Here is a 21,965-nt window from a genome sequence, read left to right on the forward strand (position 1 = left end):
AATTCGTATAAATGAGAAGGGTGATAGATTTGATTGAAAATGGCGAAAACCGCTTAATCGGGTTTTCGCCATTGAGATTACTTTTGTGCTGTTTTGTTTGCTGCTTGTTGTTCGGCCATTTGATTAGTTGCAATGAAATCAAGCAAGATTTCAGACGCTTCTTTTGCATAAGTGTCTTCTTCAACAGGCTCAATATCATCTACCGATGTTAGGAGCTCTAAACCAAGCGCTTCACGTCGAGTGTTTTCCCGGTCAAGTTCTCTTTGTGTGCTTTCTTCTCTTTGTTGAAGGCGAACGCTTTCTTTCAAAGATAAGTTTTTATAGATTTCGATTTGAGTTTTGAATTCATCAATCTGATCATTTATCGAAATAAAGTTTGGATCTTCCGCCATTCTCGCTTGATGGCGAGGCTCTAAAATAGGCAAGTAAGCAGGCATATTCCAATAAACAGGGTAGCGTGTTTCATGGATTTTATCCCAAGGTAGCGGATTGTCTAAAGCGCTTTCACCCACTTCTTCTTTATCAATAAGAGAAGGAAATAATATGTCTGGCATGACGCCTTTATGCTGGGTGCTTTCACCAGATATACGGTAAAACTTAGCTTGTGTGGCTTTTAGTTGTCCTTTGTCTGCTTCCTTTAGAACTTGCACTGTGCCTTTGCCAAACGTTTGGTCACCAAGAATTAGGGCACGACCATAATCTTGCAGTGCACCAGCAACAATCTCTGAAGCAGAAGCACTCATGCGGTTAACTAAGACAGCCATAGGGCCGCTGTAAGTTATGCTTGGATCAGAATCACCTAAAGGCGTTACTCGGCCGCTTTGGTCTCGTATTTGCACAACGGGGCCAGACGGTATGAATAATCCTGCAAGAGAGTTAGCTTCTTGTAATGAGCCTCCGCCGTTGTTTCTCAGGTCAAGAATTAGCGCAACAATGTCTTCCTTTCGTAATTCTTCAATGAGTTTCTTGGTGTCTCTCGTTGAGCTTTTATAGTCTTTATCGCCTGCTTGAATCGCTTCAAAGTCAGAATAAAAAGTTGGCAGACTAATGACGCCTACTTTGTAGGTTTCTCCATCACGCTCTATTTCAACGATTTCTTTCTGTGCTGATTGGTCTTCAAGCTTTACTTTTTTGCGAACAATGCTAATCAGTTTACTGTTCTGTGTGTCGCCTTTACTTGGTGTGACTTCAAGGATAACTGTGGTATCTCGTTCTCCTCGAATCATATCGACAACGTCATCAAGGCGCATGCCAACAACGTCAATCATTGGCTCGCCTTCTTGTCCGACAGCTACAATTCGGTCGTTAGGAGAAAGCTCGCTTTGCGTTGCTGCTGGGCCACCAGGGACAAGTCTAACGACTTTGGTGTAGTCATCGTCCATTTGTAAAACAGCACCAATGCCTTCGAGTGACAAACTCATATTAATGTTGAAGGTTTCCGATGCACGAGGCGCAAAGTAGCTGGTGTGAGGATCTAAAGCAGCTGTTACAGAGTTAGCAAAGGTTTGAAAGATATCAACCGCGTTGGTTTGATCAACTTGTTTAAGCTGGTTTTTGTAGCGACGTTCGATGGTTGAGATGATTTTTTCTTCATCTTCTCCATTAAGCTTAAGAACCAAAGCACGGTTTTTAATACGCTTGCGCCAGTAGTCATCAAGTTGCTCTTCTGTTTTTGCCCATTCTTGAGTTTCTGGATCGCCATTTAACGTTTCGTCTATTTCATAATCGAAGCTTTTGACCATTTCTGGTAAGTTCTCTTGAAGATCAAGTAAGCGTTTTTCAAGGCGTTTTAAGAAAAGGTTATAGATGACGTAAGCGACTCTCGTGTCGCCGTTTCTTAGGGCATCATCGAAACTGTATTTGTAGCGGGACAGAGTTTCTATGTCGTTTTTTAGGAAAAAACTTTTTGTCGGATCGAGTGAGTCAATGTAGTAGTCAAAGGCTTTCGATGAAATAGTATCATCGATCTGCGGTCTGTTATAATGAATGCTTTCTAGCATCTCAACGAGTTCTTTTGAGACTTGGTCATATTCATGAGGTGGTTGTAATTCCTCATAAGCAGACACAGAATTAGAAGCAAAGGCGTAGCCAGTTAAAAGGCAAAGCAAAAAGCGTTTATAATTCATCCAGTATGGGTTCTCTTTGTCTATTTAATACGTCATTAGTAAAATCATATTAGACACTGGGCTGGAAGGCTAGCCAAAGTATTAAAAAGTCACTTTTTTACAGCATTTCGCTAAATAGGAATTTATGGAACATTTAACTTTTAATGATGAGTTATTGTCATTTTTACAAGCCTCTCCAACGCCGTTTCATGCAACTGACAGTATGCGTCATGCTTTGTTATCAGAAGGCTTTGTTGAATTATTTGAAGAAGATGATTGGGTGATCGAAGAGGGTGGTTGCTATTTTGTTACTCGAAACGAGTCTTCTTTAGTTGCTTTTACAACACCGCAACTTAATTTTAGCCAAACAGGTTGGCGAATGGTGGGCGCTCACACTGACAGCCCTTGTTTGAAACTTAAGCCAAATGCACAAGTTGATCGGTTTGGTTATCACCAATTAGGTGTTGAGGTTTATGGTGGTGTGTTATTGCATACTTGGCTGGATCGCGACTTATCCATTGCTGGCCGCATTACACTGAAAACAAAATCAGGGGATATTGTGAGTCGTCTGGTTGATTTTAAAGAGCCAATTGCCGTTGTTCCAAACCTTGCCATTCATTTGAATCGAGGTGTGAACGATGGCTTTTCAGTGAACCCACAAGAAGAAATTTTGCCTATTTTATGTGGCGCTGAAAACGAATTTGACCTTCATCAACTACTGAAGAAACAATTGGAAAATCAATATCCGGAACTGGCTATTGATACTCTTTTGGATTTTGAATTGAGTCTATATGACACGCAACCTGCTGCTTTAGTTGGATTACATAAAGAGTATATTTGCTCAGCACGTTTAGATAACTTACTGAGCTGTTTTGTCGGTTTAAAAGCTTTATTGGCGGCACCAGATGTTCGTCCTAGTTTGCTGATTTGTACTGATCATGAAGAGATCGGTAGCTTATCTGCATGTGGCGCCAATGGCCCATTTTTAGAAGATGTTTTACGACGTTTGTCTCCAAACCCTGAGCAATATGTTCAAGCGATGCAGCGCTCTATGTTGGTGTCTGCTGATAATGCCCATGCTTTGCATCCAAATTACGCGAATAAGCATGATAAACATCATGCTCCAGCTATAAATAAAGGTGCGGTTATAAAGGTAAATGCAAATCAGCGTTATGCGACGAACAGTGAAACAGCGAGTATTTATCGTGACGTCGCAGGGGAAGAAAACTATGACGTACAATGTTTTGTCGTGCGCAGTGATATGGCTTGCGGTAGTACGATTGGCCCGATCACTTCTGGCGAAATAGGTGTTCCGACCATCGACATTGGTTTGCCAACATTCGGGATGCATTCGATTCGTGAATTAGCCGGCAGCCATGACGCTTATGGTTTGTATAAAGTATTGGCTCGTTTTAATCAGCGTGATAAGTTGATCACACGTTGATTATTTGAGTTTTAGGCATAAAAAAGCCGCAGTAAAGAATGAGCTGATCATTCTGTACTGCGGCTTTTTTGTAGATAAAAAGTTAATTAGATTTTAACAACCAACCATTTATCCAATTCCTTGATTTTCTCTTCTGTCAGATCGCCTGTTGCTTCTAACAAGCTCAACTTCGTTAAGATAAAGTTGTATCTGTATTGCTCATAAGTATTTTGAGCATCGTAAAGGTTTGATTGCGCATCTAGTAATTCGACTAGGTTGCGTGTTCCTACATCGTAACCTGCTTTAGTTGCTTCCAAAGCGCTTGTACGAGAACGAATCAACTGCTGCTGTGCTGAAATTTGAGCCACTGATGTTTGTAAATCCAAGTACAAACTACGGATATTTAACTCGATTGCTTGCAAAGAGCTGGCTCTTTGTTCAACCGCAGACTCAGCTTCTGCCGATGCTTGACGAACCGATGCATTGATGGAGCCACCACTGTAAAGTGGAACACTAACGCCTAATGCGATAGAAGCGACATTGGTTACGCCATCACGGTAAGATGTCGATGCAATATCGTAATCATTGTCTGTACGAGATAGAGACCCTGTGATCGCAACAGTTGGCGTGCGGCCGTTGGCTTTTTGAATACTGATATTGTTTTCTGCACTTTCAACAGAAAGGCTCAATATACGCAATTCTTTATTGTCACGACGAGCTTTTGAAATTAAAGAATCGACTGTCATATTTGGGTCGACGCTAATCGGATAGTCTTCGGATAGCTGTGGAATACTAGTAAGTTCTTTACCTGTTCTTTGGTAAAGCGCTTTTTGTGCGTAGGAAACATCGGATCGAGCGCTAAGCTCTGTCACACGTACCGCATCGTATTCAGCTTGAGCATCTTGTAGATCGGTTACAGACGCTAGACCCACTTCGTATTGTTTTTTCACTCTGTCTAACTGGCTTGCTGTACTTTTTACCAGTGCTTCAGTTGTTTGCAGCGAGGATTGTGCGATAAGCAAATTAAAGTATTCGTTTAACGTGGTTAGAGCCAAATCTTCTTCGGAGTTACTGAAGCTCACACCTGCGCTTTCTGAACCTAACTCGACAGCATCAACAGCATAATTCAACGCAGGTGAGTAAATAGGGTAATCAAGTGATAAAGCCAGAGTATTAGATAGGTCACCGTAAGCGACAGATGGGCTATCTACTTCATCGTACCCAAGTTCGGCATTAAAGCTGATGCTCGGGTATAGACTGCCTTTGGCAACTGAAACGCTTTCTCTTTGGGCTTTGTAGGTGGCTGCTGCGGCTCTTAAACCTGGGTCATTTTGTTTAGCAAGTTTGTATACTTCGTAAATACTTTCTGCATGAAGTGTTGCATTGCTCAATGCAGCTGCTGCTATCAGTGATGGTATAATATGCTTTTTCATAGATCTCTGTGGGCCCGTAGTATGAAATATAGTTATAATAGTACCTCAAGTTTTTTACTTGCGGCAGTGCCGTTCTTGCTATATCTATTATGACTGTTGACCATATCATAACGTAATATTTTAAATAGGCTCTAATGTGGAAAATTAATGCAAGTAAAGCGCCGATTTAACCTATTCCATCTCTAATTGTTTAATTTTATTTTGTAGTGAAGAGTTTCCTCACTATTCGCCTTAATAGTTCCTGAGAGTTTTAAACTGCTTGCCGATGTTTGATTTACCTCATCGCCCTCTATAATCGTTAAAATGCCATTGGTATTTTGTCCAATAGAATAATTCTGCACTTGATTCGAGTGATTAATGATGGTCGCTTCCCATGTTTGTGTGCTTGGGTATTTTTTAGACGAAGCGCTCAATAAGGTTAAATGACCTTTTAAATCTTGGCTCTTGTTGGTAATAATGCTCGTTGAGTGACCCGCTCTTACTGTTTCCAATGTCACTGTATTTGAAGGAATCAACAGCTTATCTTTTTTCCAGAACACCTTGTACTGCCCTGGTAAACCGTCTTGCTCAAATGTGAAATTAATCTGATTATCAAAGTTTAGCTTAAGCTCTCCTGTGCTGTTGTTATGAGTATAAATATTAGCCACTTGTTTTTGGTTGTTTATTTTACTTTTGCTACTTGGTAAAGCGTAAAGCAGATTTGAATAAGGTGGCAGTGTTAGGTTATTTGTATTGAGAGGAAAGAGAACCTCATTATTCTGATAAGTGACAGAGGCCGGTGCAGAATCCATTGCAAAGCTAGTCCTCTCAACTTTTAACAATTGTGGTGATTCTGTGCGGGAATAGTGTAGGAGGCTGTCTTCAAGTGTGATTTCTGAGTTAGAACGATTCTGTAACATAGCTTGCTGAGATACAGAAACAGAGTCATTTTCCAATACTAGATTAAGTTGTGGCGACCATGAAAGTTGATTGCTCTGATAGCTGATAGGAAACGTTGTGCTACTGATGCCTTCTTTTTCTGAATCTTGCTCATTAGGAATCAAATAAAAATCATTTAAAGGCAAGGTGGTTAATTTGCCATTAATGCTGATAGAAAATGAAAGGGTATTTTGCTCCAGTTTAACCAGCTTTCCTGTGTAACTTAAATCTCTCTGTTTATGTTCAATTCTGACTTTTTTACCTATTTCATTAACCCAATTTCCATCCACACCGAATTGAGGATAAATAATAGGCGAAAAGTTTTCTTGTAAAGGAAGTAATGTACCTTCATTTGGCGTTAAACTGACAATCTGATGGTTTTCTATAATTTGACTGTTATCTAACCCAATAACAGCGCTAATAGGAGCAGATAGCAAGGGTGATGCGACAAATAAACTAATAACTCCGAAATAGATTTGTGACTTTTTCATTAAATAGATTCCTTTTGCTTTGCTATCCACAACACTAATCATCGTGCTGAACCTTTCCACATGTTAACCTAATAATTCAACGAGACAATCGATGAATCAAGAAAAGAAAAGGGTTTGGCGTGGATAAAAAATTACTCATTATTGACGGTATGAATTTAATTCGACGATTTTATGCGGCGTTGGAGTCTGAGCCTGATTTGTCTCGTCGAGTTGAGCGAACACAAAGTATTGCGATTGATACTTTAGCAAAACTGACGATACAATTTGAGCCGTCATACGCTGTTGTGGTCTTTGATTCTAATGGTAAAACATGGCGACATGAAGTGTACCCAGAATACAAACTGGGGCGAGTGCCAATGGATGATCAATTATTAGAGTCTTTGTCTGAGTTTGCGAAGGTATTTCGTTTTAATGGTTTACATTGCTTGAGATTAGATGGCTGGGAAGCAGATGATTTAATCGCCACTTTAGCGGTCAAAGCGTCTCAAAATCATATTAGGTCGTACATTGTTTCGACCGATAAAGGCTTTACTCAATTGTTAGGTGATGAGCAGATTTATCAATATGATTACTTTGCAAAGTTAGGTTATGACAAGGCTTGGGTTCCTGGGAAATATGGCGTAGAACCCGATCAGCTCGTTGATTACTGGGCACTGGTTGGTGACACAACAAACCGTATTCCAGGTGTGAAAGGCATTGGGCCAAAAACAGCCATGGGCATTATCGAAGATTTTCCGACAATAGAAGATATTTACGCCAATTTATCTTCTTTCCCTGAGCGAATTCAGAACATGCTATCAGGTGGTCGTGACCAATGTCTTTTGTCTCGTTCCTTAGTGGCACTTAAAACGGATGTCAACATTGGCGTTCGTCTCTCACAGCTTCGCTACCTTTCCAAAGCTACTGTGTAAAAACGTCCTAAAATAACTTCTTAATGCCATTGATAGTGGTTTTTAAGGCTTCAAACTCAACATGAATCACGCTAAATAGCTGATCAATCACTTTTGTGGCTTCTTGAAAAAGTGTGTCTGGATTTTGTTGGCTTAACTGTGACTGTTGAATATTGCGTTTAATATTTTGGTTAAAGTCAGTTAACTGTTTGTAGGTATCTGCAGGTAATCGCGTTGTTAAGTTTTTACAGTGCTCTTCTATTTTTTCAATAGTGAATAAAAGTTGTAGTTTTTTATCTGGCGTCATTTCTTGCTTCGAAGCCACTTGAACAGACAAGGCTCTTATTTGGCCTAGAGACTCTGTAAGTTCCGGTAAGGTTTTAATAAGTTGCTGAGCTGGGTCTCGGACTTCAAAATTATGATTTGAGGTTAGAGAAAATTCGTCAGACATATCCCATAAAGCGTCTAGTAAGCGAGCGATGATGCCAGAATGAATACGGAAACTTTCTGCGCTGTCTATCGCATTATTATTGATTAATCGTTGCCATTGCTTAAAAGGATAGTGCACGCTCAAATTCTCTGGGTACGAATGTTTCTTTTCGAACTTGAGAAGGTTTGTATAACAATGGTCAATACTAGATTCTAATGTGGTTAGCTTTTCTTTGAATTCCAGTTTTCCATTTAAAAAGCCAGAATGCATTCCTCTATGTTGTTGAGTTAGTTTGACCAGTTCTATATAAACCGAAACGCCTAGAATGCCGTGAATAGAGCGCTCTTTATCGGCTTTTTGAGACCAAATGAGTCGTCCTAAAGCCAAGGCAATAATGGTTAGGCAAGTAATAACAAACACACTGATTAGCATCATAATTCCATTTCCTTTTGTTCTAGTCGAGAAGACAGCCATTCCATATATTTCACCATGTCTTTGGTGTCTTTGCTTGCTTGATTGTGCTGCTCGCTTACCATGACGATATTTTGTAAACGCTCGCACATTTTTGTGTTTTCACAACCAAATTCAGTGATTATTTGAGTTGAATGATCTATTTCTTCTTTTGTGGATTGTGCCGCCTTGTGAATGGAAACAAGTGATTCTGTGGCTGTATCAGACCCAGAACTTGCACTGGTTGCGAGCTCAATTAGTTTTAAGCTGGTTTGCTCGGATGTTTTCACTTGAGAGGCAATAGAAGCTACTAATCGACCTATGTCTTGAGCAGCATTATCTGTATTTTCAGCGAGAGATCTTACTTCATTTGCCACCACCGCAAAGCCTCGGCCAGCATCGCCAGCTCTGGCTGCTTCTATTGCGGCATTGAGTGACAGTAAATTGATTTGTGAGGTTATCTGCTCAATTGTGCTCACAAAATCGCTGATGTCTTGTGCCGTTTGAATTAATTGGGTCATTTGCGTTTGGTTACGGGAAACACTGGTTTGTATAGCATGAATTTGTTCTTTTAAATCTTCTAATGCAGTTTGTCCTTCTTCAGACTGTTGGCTTGTTAAATTTGCCATTTCCGATGTTAATTCAATTCTTGAAAGGATGTTCTCAATGGTTTCACTCATCTCTTGGCTTGTTAAAACCAATGCATCTAATGCAAGGTGTTCTTTTTGTGCGCCTTCAGCGACAACATTTGACGAGTTTTGTAGCTCGGTTGCTGTGTAGCAAGTTTCTTGAGCACAGCTTTGCAATAAATGCTCTTTCCTGCTGAGTGTTCTCAGCAGCGTATTTATATGATTAGCGAGTTTATTAAACTCTTGATCGTTATAAGTTAAGTTAACAGCATCGGTATTCTCGAAGTTCTTTAAGTGCTGGGTTAGCTCATTTATACGGCGTCTGGTGAGTTCGCTGGACGACATAGCAAAATAGACGAGTAGTGCAGTTGTTAGTGAAATAGCTACGTCTGAGCGAACAAAGAAATCAGGAATGAAGACAGTGAAAATGGTCACGGCACCTAAAAATACGACAATGACTAGACGTGCATAATAAGGTAGTGAGGCTATTAATATGGTTCCTAGCGTGAGTAACATAATGATTCCTTTAAATTATTAATTAGCACTCTGGCAGAGTTCAGTAAGGCTATTCGTGCTTAATATCTTTTTATTAATAACAACAACAGGATTCAATAAAGATTAAATTAAGAGCGTCTCGGAAAGGGAAGTTATATAAACAGACAATAGCTCCCTTTAGGCTCTTTAATTACAAAGAATCCTAATTTGGTACTACTGTAAAATCACAGCAGTGGGCGACGTTGCCTTGAATGAAGTTAACCGACGTTGGTGAACTTTTTATTACTTCATTACTATACAAAAAAAGTGCCAAGAATAGCTTTAGTTAACCGCATGAATTTCAAGTAAAAAAATATAAAGCACAGCTTTGTAATGCACCAGAATGATCTTTTCTTCCAATTAATCCCAAAATGGTGCGCATTAAAGTGATGCAAAGCTCTTACTATTCTGTATTGATTTGACGATCTGTCTCAAAATATTTCTAGAGGCTCTTACTCATGAGACGCGAGAGGCTTATAATGTCGCTATTTTAAGACAACAGAAAAATGAGAGTGTTATGTCAGAAGTAAGAACACGTATTGCGCCGTCACCTACAGGCGATCCACATGTTGGAACCGCTTACATTGCCTTGTTTAATATGGCATTTGCCCGAAAAATGGGTGGTAAGTTTATTTTGCGTATCGAAGATACGGACCAAACTCGTAGTACACCAGAATCTGAAAAAATGATTCTAGATGCTTTGCGTTGGTTAGGGCTTGATTGGGCTGAAGGCCCTGATATAGGGGGGGAATATGGCCCTTATCGTCAAAGTGAACGAGGTGACATATATGCTCAATATGCACGTGAATTGGTAGAAAAAGGCCATGCTTTTTATGCCTTTGAAACGTCTGAAGAGCTTGACCAAATGCGTGTTGAGCAAAAAGAACAAGGTTTGCCACAGAAATATGATGGTAGAGCGCTTAGCTTAAGTCAGGAAGAAGTTCAGGCTAAATTAGATGCTGGGATCCCTTATGTTATTCGTATGAAAATCCCAGAAGAGGGAACATGCGTCGTTGAAGACATGTTACGTGGCACTATTGAGATCGATTGGACTCAAGTTGATATGCAAGTTCTTCTAAAAGCGGATGGTATGCCAACTTACCATTTGGCAAACGTTGTTGACGATCATTTGATGAAAATTACCCATGTTATTCGTGGTGAAGAATGGATCAACTCCGCTCCTAAGCATATTTTGCTTTATCAGTATTTTGGCTGGGATATGCCTACTTTATGTCATATGCCATTGCTGCGTAATCCAGATAAATCCAAACTGTCTAAGCGTAAAAACCCAACTAGTATTCTTTACTATCAGCGTATGGGTTACATGGCCGAAGCAGTTATTAATTATCTTGGCCGTATGGGCTGGTCTATGCCTGATGAACGTGAAAAATTTTCTTTAGATGAAATGGTGGAACATTTTGATATTCAGCGCGTGTCATTAGGCGGACCTATTTTTGATGTAGAAAAACTGAGCTGGCTAAATGGAACTTGGATTCGTGAAAGTCTGACACCGGAAGCGTTTGCTCAAAAATATGTTGAGTGGGCTTTGAACCCTGAATACTTGATGAAAATTTTACCTCTAGTTATTCCACGAGTAGAAACTTTCTCTGACGTGGCTGATGTAGCGGGATTCTTCCTAAAAGGTATACTGCCAATTACAAAAGAAGACTTCGCTTCTGTGAAAATGGAAGAAGAAACGCTTCGTAAGGCGATGCAGTTTGCGTTGTGGCGCCTGGAAGCATTGAGTAAATGGGAAAAAGATGAAATTTTCAACGAAATGAAAACGCTTGCGCAAACATTAGAGATTAAACCGAAAGATTTCTTTGCTCCTTTGTTTGTTGCGATTTCAGGAACGACAGCGTCTGTTTCTGTATTCGACTCTATGGCTATTCTTGGTTCTGATATTTCTCGCGCGCGTATGCGTACTGCTGTAAATATCTTAGGTGGACCTTCTAAGAAAGAAGCAAAACGTTGGGAAAAAGAGTTTTCAGCGCTTTAAGTTTACGGTGTTTTGAAAATAAAAAAATCGGCTTATTGGCCGATTTTTTTGCTTCTATAGCTTTGCTATCTACTATTATGAGTAACGTTTACTTTGTAATGAATAGACTGGTTTTCTTATCTAAGTTTGCTACTTGACTGTGGATGTCACTGGTATTCCCTTCGATACTGTTTATGTAATTATTGTCTCGTTGAAGTTGTTGAGCGATCTTGTCCATTTCCTCACTCATATGAATAGCCGTTTTAGCCACTTCTTGGATAGAGCGAGCCATATCAATAGAAGAGGAGGAGCTAGTTTGAGCATTTAGTTCAATCTCTCGAATAGCGGATTCCGCTTTTTCGCTAAAATCTTCAATCGCGTGTAAACTTTCTTGACCATTGTGCATGGTTTCGATGGCTGTTTGGGTTGAAGATTGAATCGTACTGACGATATTTGTGATCTTGGCTGTCGCATCAACCGTTTTTTCTGCTAAAGATCGAACTTCATCCGCTACGACTGAGAAGCCTCGACCAGCTTCGCCTGCTCTTGCTGCTTCAATAGCAGCATTTAGAGCAAGTAAGTTGGTTTGATTGGCCAAATCGTTAATCATGCTGATGACGCTATCAATGTCTTTTGATAGCTGCCCCAATTCATTCAACTGCTTGCTGGTGGTGTTTACAACATCAATTGTACTGGAAAGATTAGACAAAGCGCCTTTAATGGTTTCTGAACCAACTTTGGCAGATTCATAGGTATTTTGCGACTGCTTGCTTAAGTCTTCTGTTGTATTAGATATGCTTGAAATTGTTGTTGATATTTCTTCCGTTGCAGTTGCTAGGGAATTAGTTTGCTCGCTAACCGAGCGGTTGCTGTTCGCTATGTTGGTCACAGATGTATTGAGTTCAGTAACCATGTTGTTGACCCCTTGAGTGGTATCGGCAACTTCTCCAATGACGGAGCGAAGACCTGTGGTCATTTCATTGACTGAACGGCATAGAGAATCAAATTCATCATTACGTTTATGATTCACATGCAGGCGAGCGGTTAAATCGCCATCTTTTACTTTTATGAGATCTTTAATGATCTGAGAAAGTGTATTTTTAACATTACGTCCAATTCCAACAACCATTAAAGCGGACAAAATAGCCACAATAGCACTTACAACTATAAGACCAAATCTGGCCTGTGTTGCGCTTGTTTTAGCTTCTTCTTGAGCTTGTTTAACTACATTCTGCATGTAGTCAACGGTGTCTTTACGAGTCGCATTGAATGATTCTCTGACACTTAAAAAGGATGATTGTCGGTCGTTGAGCTTTTGACTTTCTATATCAAAGTTAGTGAGGGATGCAAAGTATGTGTCTAAGTCCGCGCCAAATTGCTCCAATAAGCCAAAAGTGCTTACTCTTTCATGGAATTTTTCATACCTTTCCATAAAAATTCGTTTGTTCTCAGCAGAAGGTTCAAATATAAAAATATTCTCGGCTTCACGCACCGGTAGGAATTCTTGTTTGATTAAGCTAAGGAAAGACACAAGAGAAAGTGTGCTTTCTCCAAGTGCAGTCACCTCAGCTTTTAAACCAGAAGAAGAACTGAAGCCTACTTTTTGTCTTTGATTAATAACAAGTGTGAGCGCATCGTGATATTGACTTAAAGCCTCAGTGATGTTCTGCAGATTTTTTTGTGTTTCCGTATCATCGATTAGTTGGATATTGGATGAGAGCGTATTCACTGACTCTTGGTAGTTTGTGTGCATCTGCTCCATAAAGTCGGAGTAGGTTTGGTCATTTATGGCCGACAGAGATTCGTATTCATCCATGAGCGCCAGAACAAGAGAGGATAGATTTTTATCTAGACTGGTAAGTTTTTCGAATTTTTCGGAGGAGGATTCTTGTGTTTTTAAACCTTGTAATGACACTGCTGTCACTATTAGGCAACCAAGAATACTGGTTAAAAGTAGACATAGGAGTTTTGTGCGAAAACTGATATTAGCTAACATATTGTTATCCCTATAGTAGAGCTTTATTTTTGTTATAATTTATTAAAACATCTAAATATAGAGATAAGCAATCTGTTCTGATTTATTTTAGCGTGTATTTTTATTCCAATGTTTCATTAATTTATCGAGTAACGAAGACACTGGTTTTCTTATCTAAGTTGTCTGTTTGGTTGTAAATGTTTCTAGTGTTTCCTTCAATGTTACTAATGTAGCCATTATCACGCTGAAGTTGCTGAACAATCTTGTCCATTTCCTCACTCATATGGATCGCTGTTTTAGCAACCTCTTGAATAGAGCGAGCCATATCAATAGAAGAGGATGAGCTGGTTTGGGCATGTAACTCAATTTCACGAATGGCCGCTTCTGCTTTCTCACTAAATTCTTCAATGGCGTGTAAGCTTTCTTGTCCATTATGCATGGTTTCGATCGCAGACTGAGTTGAAGATTGAATTGTACCAACGATGTCTGTGATCTTTGCTGTTGCGTCCACTGTTTTTTCTGCCAAAGAACGCACTTCATCTGCTACCACCGAGAAACCTCGACCAGCTTCACCTGCCCGTGCGGCTTCTATTGCGGCGTTAAGAGCGAGTAGGTTAGTTTGATTGGCTAAGTCATTGATCATGCTGATCACGCTATCAATGTCTTTCGATAGTTGGCCTAGTTCATTCAGCTGCTTGCTGGTTGTGTTTACCACCTCAATCGTACTTGAAAGGTTAGTTAAAGCACCTTTAATCGTATTTGAACCAACTTTTGCTGATTCATAGGTATTTTGAGACTGCTTGCTTAGGTCTTCCGTTGTATCGGAGATGCTTGAAATTGTTGTGGATATCTCTTCTGTTGCTGTGGCTAAGGAATTTGTTTGTTCATTGGTCGAGCGATTGCTTTGCGCTATGTTGGTCACCGACTTATTTAGCTCGGTGACCATATTATTAACGCCTTGAGTAGTATCGACCACTTCGCCAATAACCGAGCCTAGTCCTTTTGTCATTTCATTGACTGAGCTGCAAAGGGAGTCGAATTCATCGTTACGTTTATGGTTTACATAGAGTTGGGCGGTTAGATCGCCGTCTTTAATTTTGTTTAAGTCTTTGATTATTTGGTTAAGTGTTTTCTTAACGCTGTTACCTATACTCACCATGATCAAAGAAGCTAAAATTGCCACAATAATGCTGACAATAATAAGGCTAGCACTGGCTTTCTGAGAACTGCTTGAAGCTTGTTGGCGCGCCTCAATAACGGCTTTTTGCATGTGTTCTACAGCAATAGCACGGGTTTCATTGAAGTGAGCTTTCTTCTCATCAAAGGAAGATTGCAGGGCAATAAGCTCTTGATACTCTGCATCAAATTGTTCTACTGAAGCAAGATAGGTTTGGATAACATCACCAAAGCGCTCAGCCAGCCCAAAACTTTCCACTGTGTTGTAAAAAGTTTTATAGGCAGAGATGAAGATTTGTTTATTTTCTGGCGTTGTTTCAAAAGTGAAACTATTCACCGCTTCACGTGCAGGTACGAATTCGTCTTTTACTAAGCTGAGGAATGAAATTTCACTAAGAACTTTTTCCCCTAACTCTGAAATATTTTTTTTCAAGCCAGATGCTGCATTAAAACCGATTTTTTGTCTTTGATTAACTAACAAAATGAATGCTTCATTGTATTGATTTACGGAAGCGATAATGACGTTTAAATTCTTTTGAATAATCGGGTCTGTCACTAAGCTCAAATCAGATTGAAGTGTCTTAATGGATTCTTTGTGAGTAGTGTCTAATCTTTCTAGGAAATCGTTGTAATTTGAATCGTCTAATCCTGATAACGACTCATATTCTTCCATCATGGTTATAACGAGAGAGGCTAGATTTTTATCAATGGTGGTTAAGTGCTCGTATTTGGAGGAGGAAGTTTCTTGAACTTTTAGTCCTTGTAACGCAACAAGAGCCACTAGAATAAAGCCAAGAATGGCAGCTATAAGTAGAGATAGAAGTTTGGTACGAAAACTCAGATTAGCTAACATCTTTCATCCTTTTTTAATGATACATAGAATATCAATTTGCTTACTAGGTAAGCTTGCGTAGCATATTTTTTGTGTTCCCTAATAACTGCTGTTCCTAGATATTATGAATAGCAGTTGTTTTCATTCTATTTCTACTAGAACCTATTTTGCAATTGATTGATATAAAGATAAGATCATAAAAATTCAAGAATTTTATTTAGGTACTTTTAGTTATAGGTTAAAAGTCGTGAGGACTTAACCAAATGTCTTGCTGCCTATTGCCAAGATAATGGATTTCTCCGGAATAGCGTGCAATGCCACTTGAGCTAAATTCGAACTTATAGCTTCGTTTGATCTTGATTTGACCTTGATGCCATACAGGTTTCCATTTTATGCCAGCAACGCTACCATCTAAAAGTTGAAGGTTGAGAGATTGGCAATGCTTTTTGGCTCTGATGAGGGCTTCTTCTCTAATTGAGATGTTGCTCCACCATGCATACACGCATAGTCCAACAAAGAGAAAAATAACGATATCGGAGAGTTGAATGTTCATGTTGCCAATTGTCTATAATGGAGTTAATGACATCATAACGAATAGTGACTGAGAAAAGAAATACGTGACTACCTCCAAGCAGGAGAGAAAGGAGAGGTAGTCACGTTCTTCACGCATTGTAGAGCAACTTACATATATTATCTCATTGAAAGAAAGCTAAATTTGGCATTCGGGGCAGCGAATGTATGGGTCCAAATTTGAGTCGTTTGCTTAAATTCTATGGCCAGTCAGGATGATAATTTATGCAGCTTCTACAGCTCTCTCAGCGTAAAGTTGGATAACCCACTGTTCGATACGTTCGTCAGTGAGTTCAAACTGTTGATCTTCGTCTATGGCTAAACCAATGAATTGGCTCTTGTCATTGACACATGCTCTTGATGCTTCAAACTCATACCCTTCAGTTGACCATTGGCCAATGAAAGTGGCATTTGTTGGCAATAGTTTCTCGTATAACCAACCAACTGCATCAATGAAGTAATCACCGTATCCGAATTGATCTCCTAATCCGTAAAGGGCAATTGTTGTATTTTCTAAAGATAGTTCGCCTAAGCTATCGCCGATGTCTTCCCAATCAGATTGGATTCCACCAAAGTCCCAAGTAGGGATACCCAAAATAAGAGTAGAGTATTGCTCTAATGTGCTAAGTTCGATGTCTTTGATATTGAAAATATCAACACTTTCCCCTAACTCTTCCCATTGTTTTGCGATCTTATGACCAACTTCTTCGGTATTGTTTGTATCAGTGCCGTAAATAAGGGCTATAGATGATTGAGCCATATTGTGCGTGTATTCCTGTAATCTAATGAATTTGTCCGTATTGGTGACTGCTGACACCAAAATGCTGAATAAAAGCGGCTTCGAATTGTGCTTCTGAGAAGCCACTTTGAGCGACAATATTACCTTTTTCTGTTGGGTTTTGTCTCAGTTTTGCTGCAGCAAACTTGATTCGGCTACTTTGCCAGTAACTATCTAGTGGTTGTCCGACGATGAGATAGAAGCCAATGGCAAGTGCTTCAGTGTTCAATCCAATACGTTGTGCTAAGTGTTTTAAGTCTAATGCTTCGTACTCTAGCGCTTCAATTAAGTTCTGCGCTTGAAAAAGTTTTCTTTGGCAGTTTTCGCATTCGGATAAGTGATTCAGCATTTGTAGCTGCTCAATCAAGTTAAAAATAACAGCATAAACCTGACCCGCTAAACTGATAGAGTGTCCGTTATGAGAAAAAATAGGCTGGCTGATATTGGCCATTTTTTCTGTGAAAGGAAGTTGAATAACACCGTTATCGTTTCCTAATTTTTCTTTCATTAAAGAGAAATGCTGAATAATGTGATCTTCTGTTTCTCCAAGAATCGAAGCTAGATGAGTTGGAGTAATACGCATTTGTAGCAAACTAAGCTGATCATCTTTTTTCATGGCTAAACTTCCATGAAGGTTCTTTGGCTGATATGAAATCTGAACCGATTGAATGTCTTGTATGCTGTTTATAGGGCCTGTTCCTAGAAACGAGAAATAAAGGCCTGCTTGAGCTTCTTCTTTTATGATAATGTTGGTGTTGCTATGCAAATGCTGATTGAGTAATTGTAGGTTAGGCAAAAGGGCATTCATATGCTTATGGCCAGTTAAGTTAGCTGCCATTTCCGCTTTCACTTTTCCTTTACTGTCATACAAATCATGCATGTTTAATTGCATTGCATGTTACCTCTAATCTGATAATGGTTATCATTAAAAACATTTTTTAAGATTAATGCAAGTGATTCTCATTAGAAAAGAAAAAAACTTGCTTTCATCAAGCATAGAACAAATAATGAGGAGCTAACCTCAGGTGGTTAGCTACCGTCCCTAAATAGATTTTTGGGTGGTTTAAATTGAAAAGTTGAGAAAAAGAAATAGGAACTAGATTAGGCTGAAGCTTCTTAGCAGTGTGACACCAATGCTGGTTGTGATCAGAGAAGCGATTGTTGTGATAACAATGATGTTGGCTGCCAATGCAGAGTTTCCATTCATAGCACGAACCATGATGTAACTTGCCGATGCAGTAGGGGCAGAAGACATAAGGAAGAGAACTCCTAGCTCCATTCCACGATAGCCTAATATATACCCTCCAAAAGTTAAAATGATAGGGATAAAAATCAGCTTACCGACAGACGCAAGTAAAGAACCAAACAACCCATTTTTTAATGAGCTAAAACTCAACGAAGCACCAGCGCACAGCAGAGCCAAAGGCAATGTCATTTGCGCAAAGTAATCACCCGCTTTATAAACAGTGGCTGGCAGTTTTAAGCCTGTTATAGAAGTGACGAATGCTGCGAGAATGGCTAATATTAGAGGGTTTTTAGCAATACCTTTTAGTATGCCAAAGGCATTGATATTACCGCCTAAGCCACGGCTCAAACCAATGACAGACAATATATTGAATAAAATGGTAACACCGCCTAAGTAGACAGATGCCACAGCATAAACGTTATTGCCGTATGCATTCACGCAATAGGCTAGACCAATAATGCCCATGTTGGAGCGAAAGGCACCTTGAATCAAAACCGCTCTTTCTGCTTTATCCTCTACCCAAAATTTCATTAAAACTTCAAGTATTAGATAAGTGGCTACAACGGCAGCCATAGCATAAATAACTAATGAAAAATCAGTTTTGCTTGAGACATTAGTTTGGGAAATACTTATAAAAAGTAACGCTGGAAGGGTGACGTTAAATACTAACTTAGAGGCTGTATCAATGAAGTTATCATTGATAAGTTTCACCTTGTACAAAACAATCCCTAATCCCAATATAAGAAAAATTGGCATGGTTATAGAAAAAGAAAATGCGAGTACATCTAAAAAATTGTTCACGTCAGCCCTTATAGCAGAAACTCTAATTACTCATTGTTTTCGAAGCGGTAACCGGCACCATAAACAGAATGAATAACATTAAGTTCTGGCGCAACAGCAGAAATTTTCTTGCGCAACTTTTTGATATGACTGTCGATAGTACGGTCACTTACCACGCGACTGTCAGCATAAATGCTTTTCATAATAAGATCACGACCAAAAACGCGGCCAGGCTCTTTTATCAATAATTGAAGCAGTTGGAATTCGACTGTTGTTAAGTCGATCAATTCACCTTTATAAGTAGCGCGTAGACGATCTACATCTAAGTCAAAACCATCTGTTCTTGGAGATTCTGTTTGGTCTAACTCAACTCGACGTAAATTAGCTTTAACACGAGCAACGATTTCACGGGGGCTAAATGGCTTACATACGTAATCATCGGCACCCATTTCTAAACCGATAAGGCGATCGATCTCTTCCGCTTTAGCTGTCACCATGATAATAGGGACGCCGCTAAATTGACGAACTTGTTTACAAACCTCTACGCCATCTAAACCTGGTAGCATAAGGTCCAATAGAACAAGGTCAACTTGGTTGTTTTTGATGTAATTTACCGCAAGGTCACCTCGGTCAAGATGGTGATGGTCGTAACCTGCTTGCGTTAGGTAAGCTGCCATCAATTCAGCCAATTTTGGTTCGTCTTCGATAATCAGTATTTTACTCATAATATGATTCGTTCCGTATTAATTTAAAGGGAATTCTATTTGTATACCTAAGCCGCCATTCTGAGAGTGGTAAGCACTGATCGTGCCTTGGTGTCCTTCCACAATGTTAGAGCAAATAGTAAGACCTAGACCTCGGCCGCCGGTTGCTCTGTTTCTTGAGTTTTCAACTCGGTAAAACTGTTCAAAAATTCTATTCTTATCTTCTTCACTGACGCCAGGGGCTGAATCTTCAAAAAGAATAACGGCTTTCTTATTTGTCGATGACGCTTCTACGCTCAATTTCCCTGGAGCATTTGTGTATTTTAGCGAGTTATTCATCAAATTTGAGAATAACTGATACAAACGATCAGAATCGCCTTTTATTACAATAGGCTTTTTCTGACTGTATTCATATATCAATTCTAGCCCTGCTTCTTGAAATGGAAGGGTCATGGATTGAGTGGCTTGCTCAAGGATCTCATTCAATGGCACTTCTTCCATGTTGTAATTTAAACTGCCTGTGTCATACATAGACAATTGGTTTAAATCATCAATCAAGCGAGCTAAGTGCAAGGTTTCTTGCTGTAAAGAGGATAGGCTGTCTGGCGTTACCTTGATAATACCGTCCTGCATGGCTTCAATTTCGCCGCGTAAAATAGCAACAGGTGTTCTTAATTCATGAGCAGTGTCTGCTACCCAGCGTTTACGAGCTTCTCGAGTGTTTTCCAGTGTGCTCGCAAGGTGATTAAAATTACAGCTCAAGTCTGCTAATTCGTCAGAGCCTTTTACAGCGATTCTTGTCTCGAACTTCCCTGCGGCAAGTTTTTTGGTCGCCATCTGCATGGAACAGAGGGGACGGCTTAACCACTGAGCAAGAGGCCATGTTAATAATGCGGCAATGGCGAGCATAAATGCTGAGATTAAAAGGAAAGCTTCCCCTTGTTGTCGCACAAAGCGCAGAGTTTGGTCTTGAACCAATTCTCGGATGGAGCGTAAGCCAACAAAGCCAACAATTTTTTTATTGACGGTGACAGGGTGAACTTCAGCATCTGTAAAACGAATCTTTCCTATAATTGGACGCTGTTGCGCATCAAACAGAAGGAAGCGTTGGCGATAATATTGAGACGGATAAATTAAGTCCAAATTAGGTGTGCTTGGAGGTGGAACAAGATCGCGCAAATTTTCTAGCTTTGCTTGATACCACTCTTTTTCCGTACGACTCTCTTGTACAAGAAAGTACCAATCATCATAGTAGATGTAGAGATTAGCTGTTCTATTCGCCATCTGCTCTAAAAAGTCACGGTCACGTTCTGTCGCGTATGATACAAAGCCTCGGTCAAAGCTCCATTGGAATACTTGCCACATAGAAACAATCAGCAGAATGTTGCTTAAAACAAAAACCGCAAAAAGTTTGTGCCGGATTTTTAACCCTTTTGGGATGGTCATGGTTGGAGATGAGATCCTGTTTTATGTCCTGTTTATATAAATATAACAGGCTGTAGTTATCAATATAGGCATAGAGATGCAAATCTTATCTTTACTATATAGTTTTTATAGGAAACTTGGCTACTTGGCTGTGGTGCAAATAATGAGGATTTCCCATGTAGAGGTCTCTCTAGTAGTATGCACTAAGTTTATATCTTTTGGTTTTAGTTATGCGTTTCATTTCTCTATTTAAGGGCTTATTTTCTTTTTTCTTAATCTCCTTAAACACCACACTTTGTTTTATTCCTGTTATGGTTTTAGCGTTATGCAAAATTGTATTGCCATTTTCTAATGTCCGTGCTGTTTTAAATGTCATATTGGATTACATTGCAACAGTTTGGATCGCGATAAATAATATTAATCAGAAGTGTATTGGGCGGTCCAAAATTCACTTTTCGGGAGACCAAGAGTTATCGAGTAAAGATTGGTACATGATTGTGTCTAATCATCAATCTTGGGTGGATATTTTAATCTTGCAGCGCATGTTTAACCGAAAAATCCCTTTTATTAAATTCTTCTTAAAACGCGAACTGATTTGGGTACCGTTTATTGGTTTAGCCTGGTGGGCTTTAGAGTTTCCTTTTATGAAGCGTTACAGTCCAGCGTTATTGAAAAAGTGTCCAGAGCTTAAAGGCAAAGATATTGAAGTCACGAAAAAAGCTTGTAAAAAATTTCAGCATTTCCCTGTTTCAATTATGAACTTTTTGGAAGGAACACGTTTTACTCAGCAAAAACATGAGCAGCAGGCGAGTCATTTCAAGTACCTTTTATCCCCTAAGGCTGGCGGTTTGTCTTTTGCTTTAAATGCAATGGATGGAAAACTGCATTATTTAATTGATGTGACCATTGTTTACCCTGAAGGTGTTCCAAGCTTCTTTGATTATCTGTGTGGCAAAGTATCTGAAGTGAAGGTTCATACTCGAATGGTGCCAATCGACGATTCATTGCTTGGAGATTATCAGAATGATTCAGAATATAGAGTGTATTTCCAAGCTTGGGTGAACGAGCTTTGGCACCAAAAAGATCAGCAAATTGAGCATTTATTGCGACCTGAAAAAGCATCAACTTCATAGCTGTATTCTTCTATTTTTTTAAAACTGTATCTTTTTTCTGTGTGCAAAATCCTAGATTCTATTTA

The 21,965-nt window shown here is 39.5% G+C and carries 17 protein-coding genes; 4 read left to right on the top strand and 13 right to left on the bottom strand.

Annotated elements, in window-relative coordinates; all coding sequences use genetic code 11:
- Positions 1–77: 77 nt before the first annotated feature.
- Positions 78–2,126, bottom strand: a complete 2,049-nt coding sequence (locus ABFY09_RS08120; RefSeq protein ID WP_347983807.1) for a carboxy terminal-processing peptidase — start codon at positions 2,124–2,126, stop codon at positions 78–80.
- 124 nt (positions 2,127–2,250) lie between these two features.
- Here ABFY09_RS08120 and ABFY09_RS08125 point away from each other — a divergent pair, with 124 nt between their 5' ends.
- The gene (locus tag ABFY09_RS08125; RefSeq protein ID WP_347983808.1) at positions 2,251–3,549 is read left to right on the top strand and encodes a M18 family aminopeptidase; all 1,299 of its coding nucleotides are present in this window, start codon (positions 2,251–2,253) and stop codon (positions 3,547–3,549) included.
- A gap of 86 nt (positions 3,550–3,635) precedes the next feature.
- Here ABFY09_RS08125 and ABFY09_RS08130 read toward each other — a convergent pair whose 3' ends face one another.
- Both ABFY09_RS08130 and ABFY09_RS08135 read right to left on the bottom strand, forming a co-directional pair.
- Entirely contained in the window at positions 3,636–4,961 is a 1,326-nt protein-coding gene (locus ABFY09_RS08130) for a TolC family outer membrane protein (protein ID WP_347983809.1), read from the bottom strand.
- Between the two features lie 182 nt (positions 4,962–5,143).
- Positions 5,144–6,370 (bottom strand): hypothetical protein, encoded by a 1,227-nt coding sequence (locus ABFY09_RS08135; protein WP_347983810.1) that lies wholly within the window; start codon positions 6,368–6,370, stop codon positions 5,144–5,146.
- A 119-nt stretch (positions 6,371–6,489) separates the two neighbouring features.
- Between ABFY09_RS08135 and xni the strand changes: the two genes are divergently transcribed.
- On the top strand, positions 6,490–7,281 hold the full coding sequence (xni, locus tag ABFY09_RS08140) for a flap endonuclease Xni (protein ID WP_347983811.1): 792 nt from the start codon (positions 6,490–6,492) through the stop codon (positions 7,279–7,281).
- A 7-nt stretch (positions 7,282–7,288) separates the two neighbouring features.
- Here xni and ABFY09_RS08145 read toward each other — a convergent pair whose 3' ends face one another.
- Together ABFY09_RS08145 and ABFY09_RS08150 are read right to left on the bottom strand one after the other, a co-directional pair.
- The gene (locus ABFY09_RS08145) at positions 7,289–8,125 is read right to left on the bottom strand and encodes a nitrate- and nitrite sensing domain-containing protein (protein ID WP_347983812.1); all 837 of its coding nucleotides are present in this window, start codon (positions 8,123–8,125) and stop codon (positions 7,289–7,291) included.
- Positions 8,122–9,285: a methyl-accepting chemotaxis protein gene (locus tag ABFY09_RS08150; protein ID WP_347983813.1), complete on the bottom strand. Its 1,164-nt coding sequence runs from the start codon at positions 9,283–9,285 to the stop codon at positions 8,122–8,124. Before ABFY09_RS08150 ends, ABFY09_RS08145 begins: the two co-directional genes overlap by 4 nt.
- A gap of 535 nt (positions 9,286–9,820) precedes the next feature.
- On the opposite strand from ABFY09_RS08150, the gene gltX reads away from it, so the two are divergent.
- A complete protein-coding gene (gene gltX / locus ABFY09_RS08155) occupies positions 9,821–11,302 on the top strand; it encodes a glutamate--tRNA ligase (RefSeq protein ID WP_347983814.1) in 1,482 nt (493 codons plus the stop codon).
- Between the two features lie 88 nt (positions 11,303–11,390).
- Here the strand turns inward: gltX and ABFY09_RS08160 are convergent, their stop codons facing one another.
- The 8 genes from ABFY09_RS08160 to ABFY09_RS08195 all read right to left on the bottom strand — a co-directional run bounded on the left by ABFY09_RS08160 (position 11,391) and on the right by ABFY09_RS08195 (position 20,788).
- Positions 11,391–13,277, bottom strand: a complete 1,887-nt coding sequence (locus ABFY09_RS08160; protein ID WP_347983815.1) for a methyl-accepting chemotaxis protein — start codon at positions 13,275–13,277, stop codon at positions 11,391–11,393.
- Positions 13,278–13,398: 121 nt separating this feature from the next.
- Positions 13,399–15,285, bottom strand: coding sequence for a methyl-accepting chemotaxis protein (locus tag ABFY09_RS08165; RefSeq protein WP_347983816.1), 1,887 nt, complete (start codon positions 15,283–15,285; stop codon positions 13,399–13,401).
- 217 nt (positions 15,286–15,502) lie between these two features.
- Entirely contained in the window at positions 15,503–15,817 is a 315-nt protein-coding gene (locus ABFY09_RS08170) for a DUF3301 domain-containing protein (RefSeq protein WP_347983817.1), read from the bottom strand.
- A 240-nt stretch (positions 15,818–16,057) separates the two neighbouring features.
- Positions 16,058–16,594: a flavodoxin gene (locus ABFY09_RS08175; RefSeq protein ID WP_347983818.1), complete on the bottom strand. Its 537-nt coding sequence runs from the start codon at positions 16,592–16,594 to the stop codon at positions 16,058–16,060.
- A 22-nt stretch (positions 16,595–16,616) separates the two neighbouring features.
- Positions 16,617–17,504, bottom strand: coding sequence for an AraC family transcriptional regulator (locus ABFY09_RS08180; protein WP_347983819.1), 888 nt, complete (start codon positions 17,502–17,504; stop codon positions 16,617–16,619).
- 204 nt (positions 17,505–17,708) lie between these two features.
- Positions 17,709–18,659: an AEC family transporter gene (locus tag ABFY09_RS08185; RefSeq protein WP_347983820.1), complete on the bottom strand. Its 951-nt coding sequence runs from the start codon at positions 18,657–18,659 to the stop codon at positions 17,709–17,711.
- A 26-nt stretch (positions 18,660–18,685) separates the two neighbouring features.
- Positions 18,686–19,363 carry a response regulator gene (locus ABFY09_RS08190; protein WP_347983821.1) on the bottom strand — a complete coding sequence of 226 codons (678 nt, stop codon included), beginning with the start codon at positions 19,361–19,363 and terminating at the stop codon, positions 18,686–18,688.
- Positions 19,364–19,381: 18 nt separating this feature from the next.
- On the bottom strand, positions 19,382–20,788 hold the full coding sequence (locus ABFY09_RS08195; RefSeq protein WP_347983822.1) for an ATP-binding protein: 1,407 nt from the start codon (positions 20,786–20,788) through the stop codon (positions 19,382–19,384).
- A 209-nt stretch (positions 20,789–20,997) separates the two neighbouring features.
- On the opposite strand from ABFY09_RS08195, the gene ABFY09_RS08200 reads away from it, so the two are divergent.
- Complete coding sequence (locus ABFY09_RS08200) at positions 20,998–21,900, top strand: acyltransferase (RefSeq protein ID WP_347983823.1); 903 nt, start codon at positions 20,998–21,000, stop codon at positions 21,898–21,900.
- Positions 21,901–21,965 lie beyond the last annotated feature (65 nt).

The sequence above is a fragment of the Marinomonas sp. 5E14-1 genome (assembly GCF_039939215.1).
Lineage (GTDB): Bacteria > Pseudomonadota > Gammaproteobacteria > Pseudomonadales > Marinomonadaceae > Marinomonas.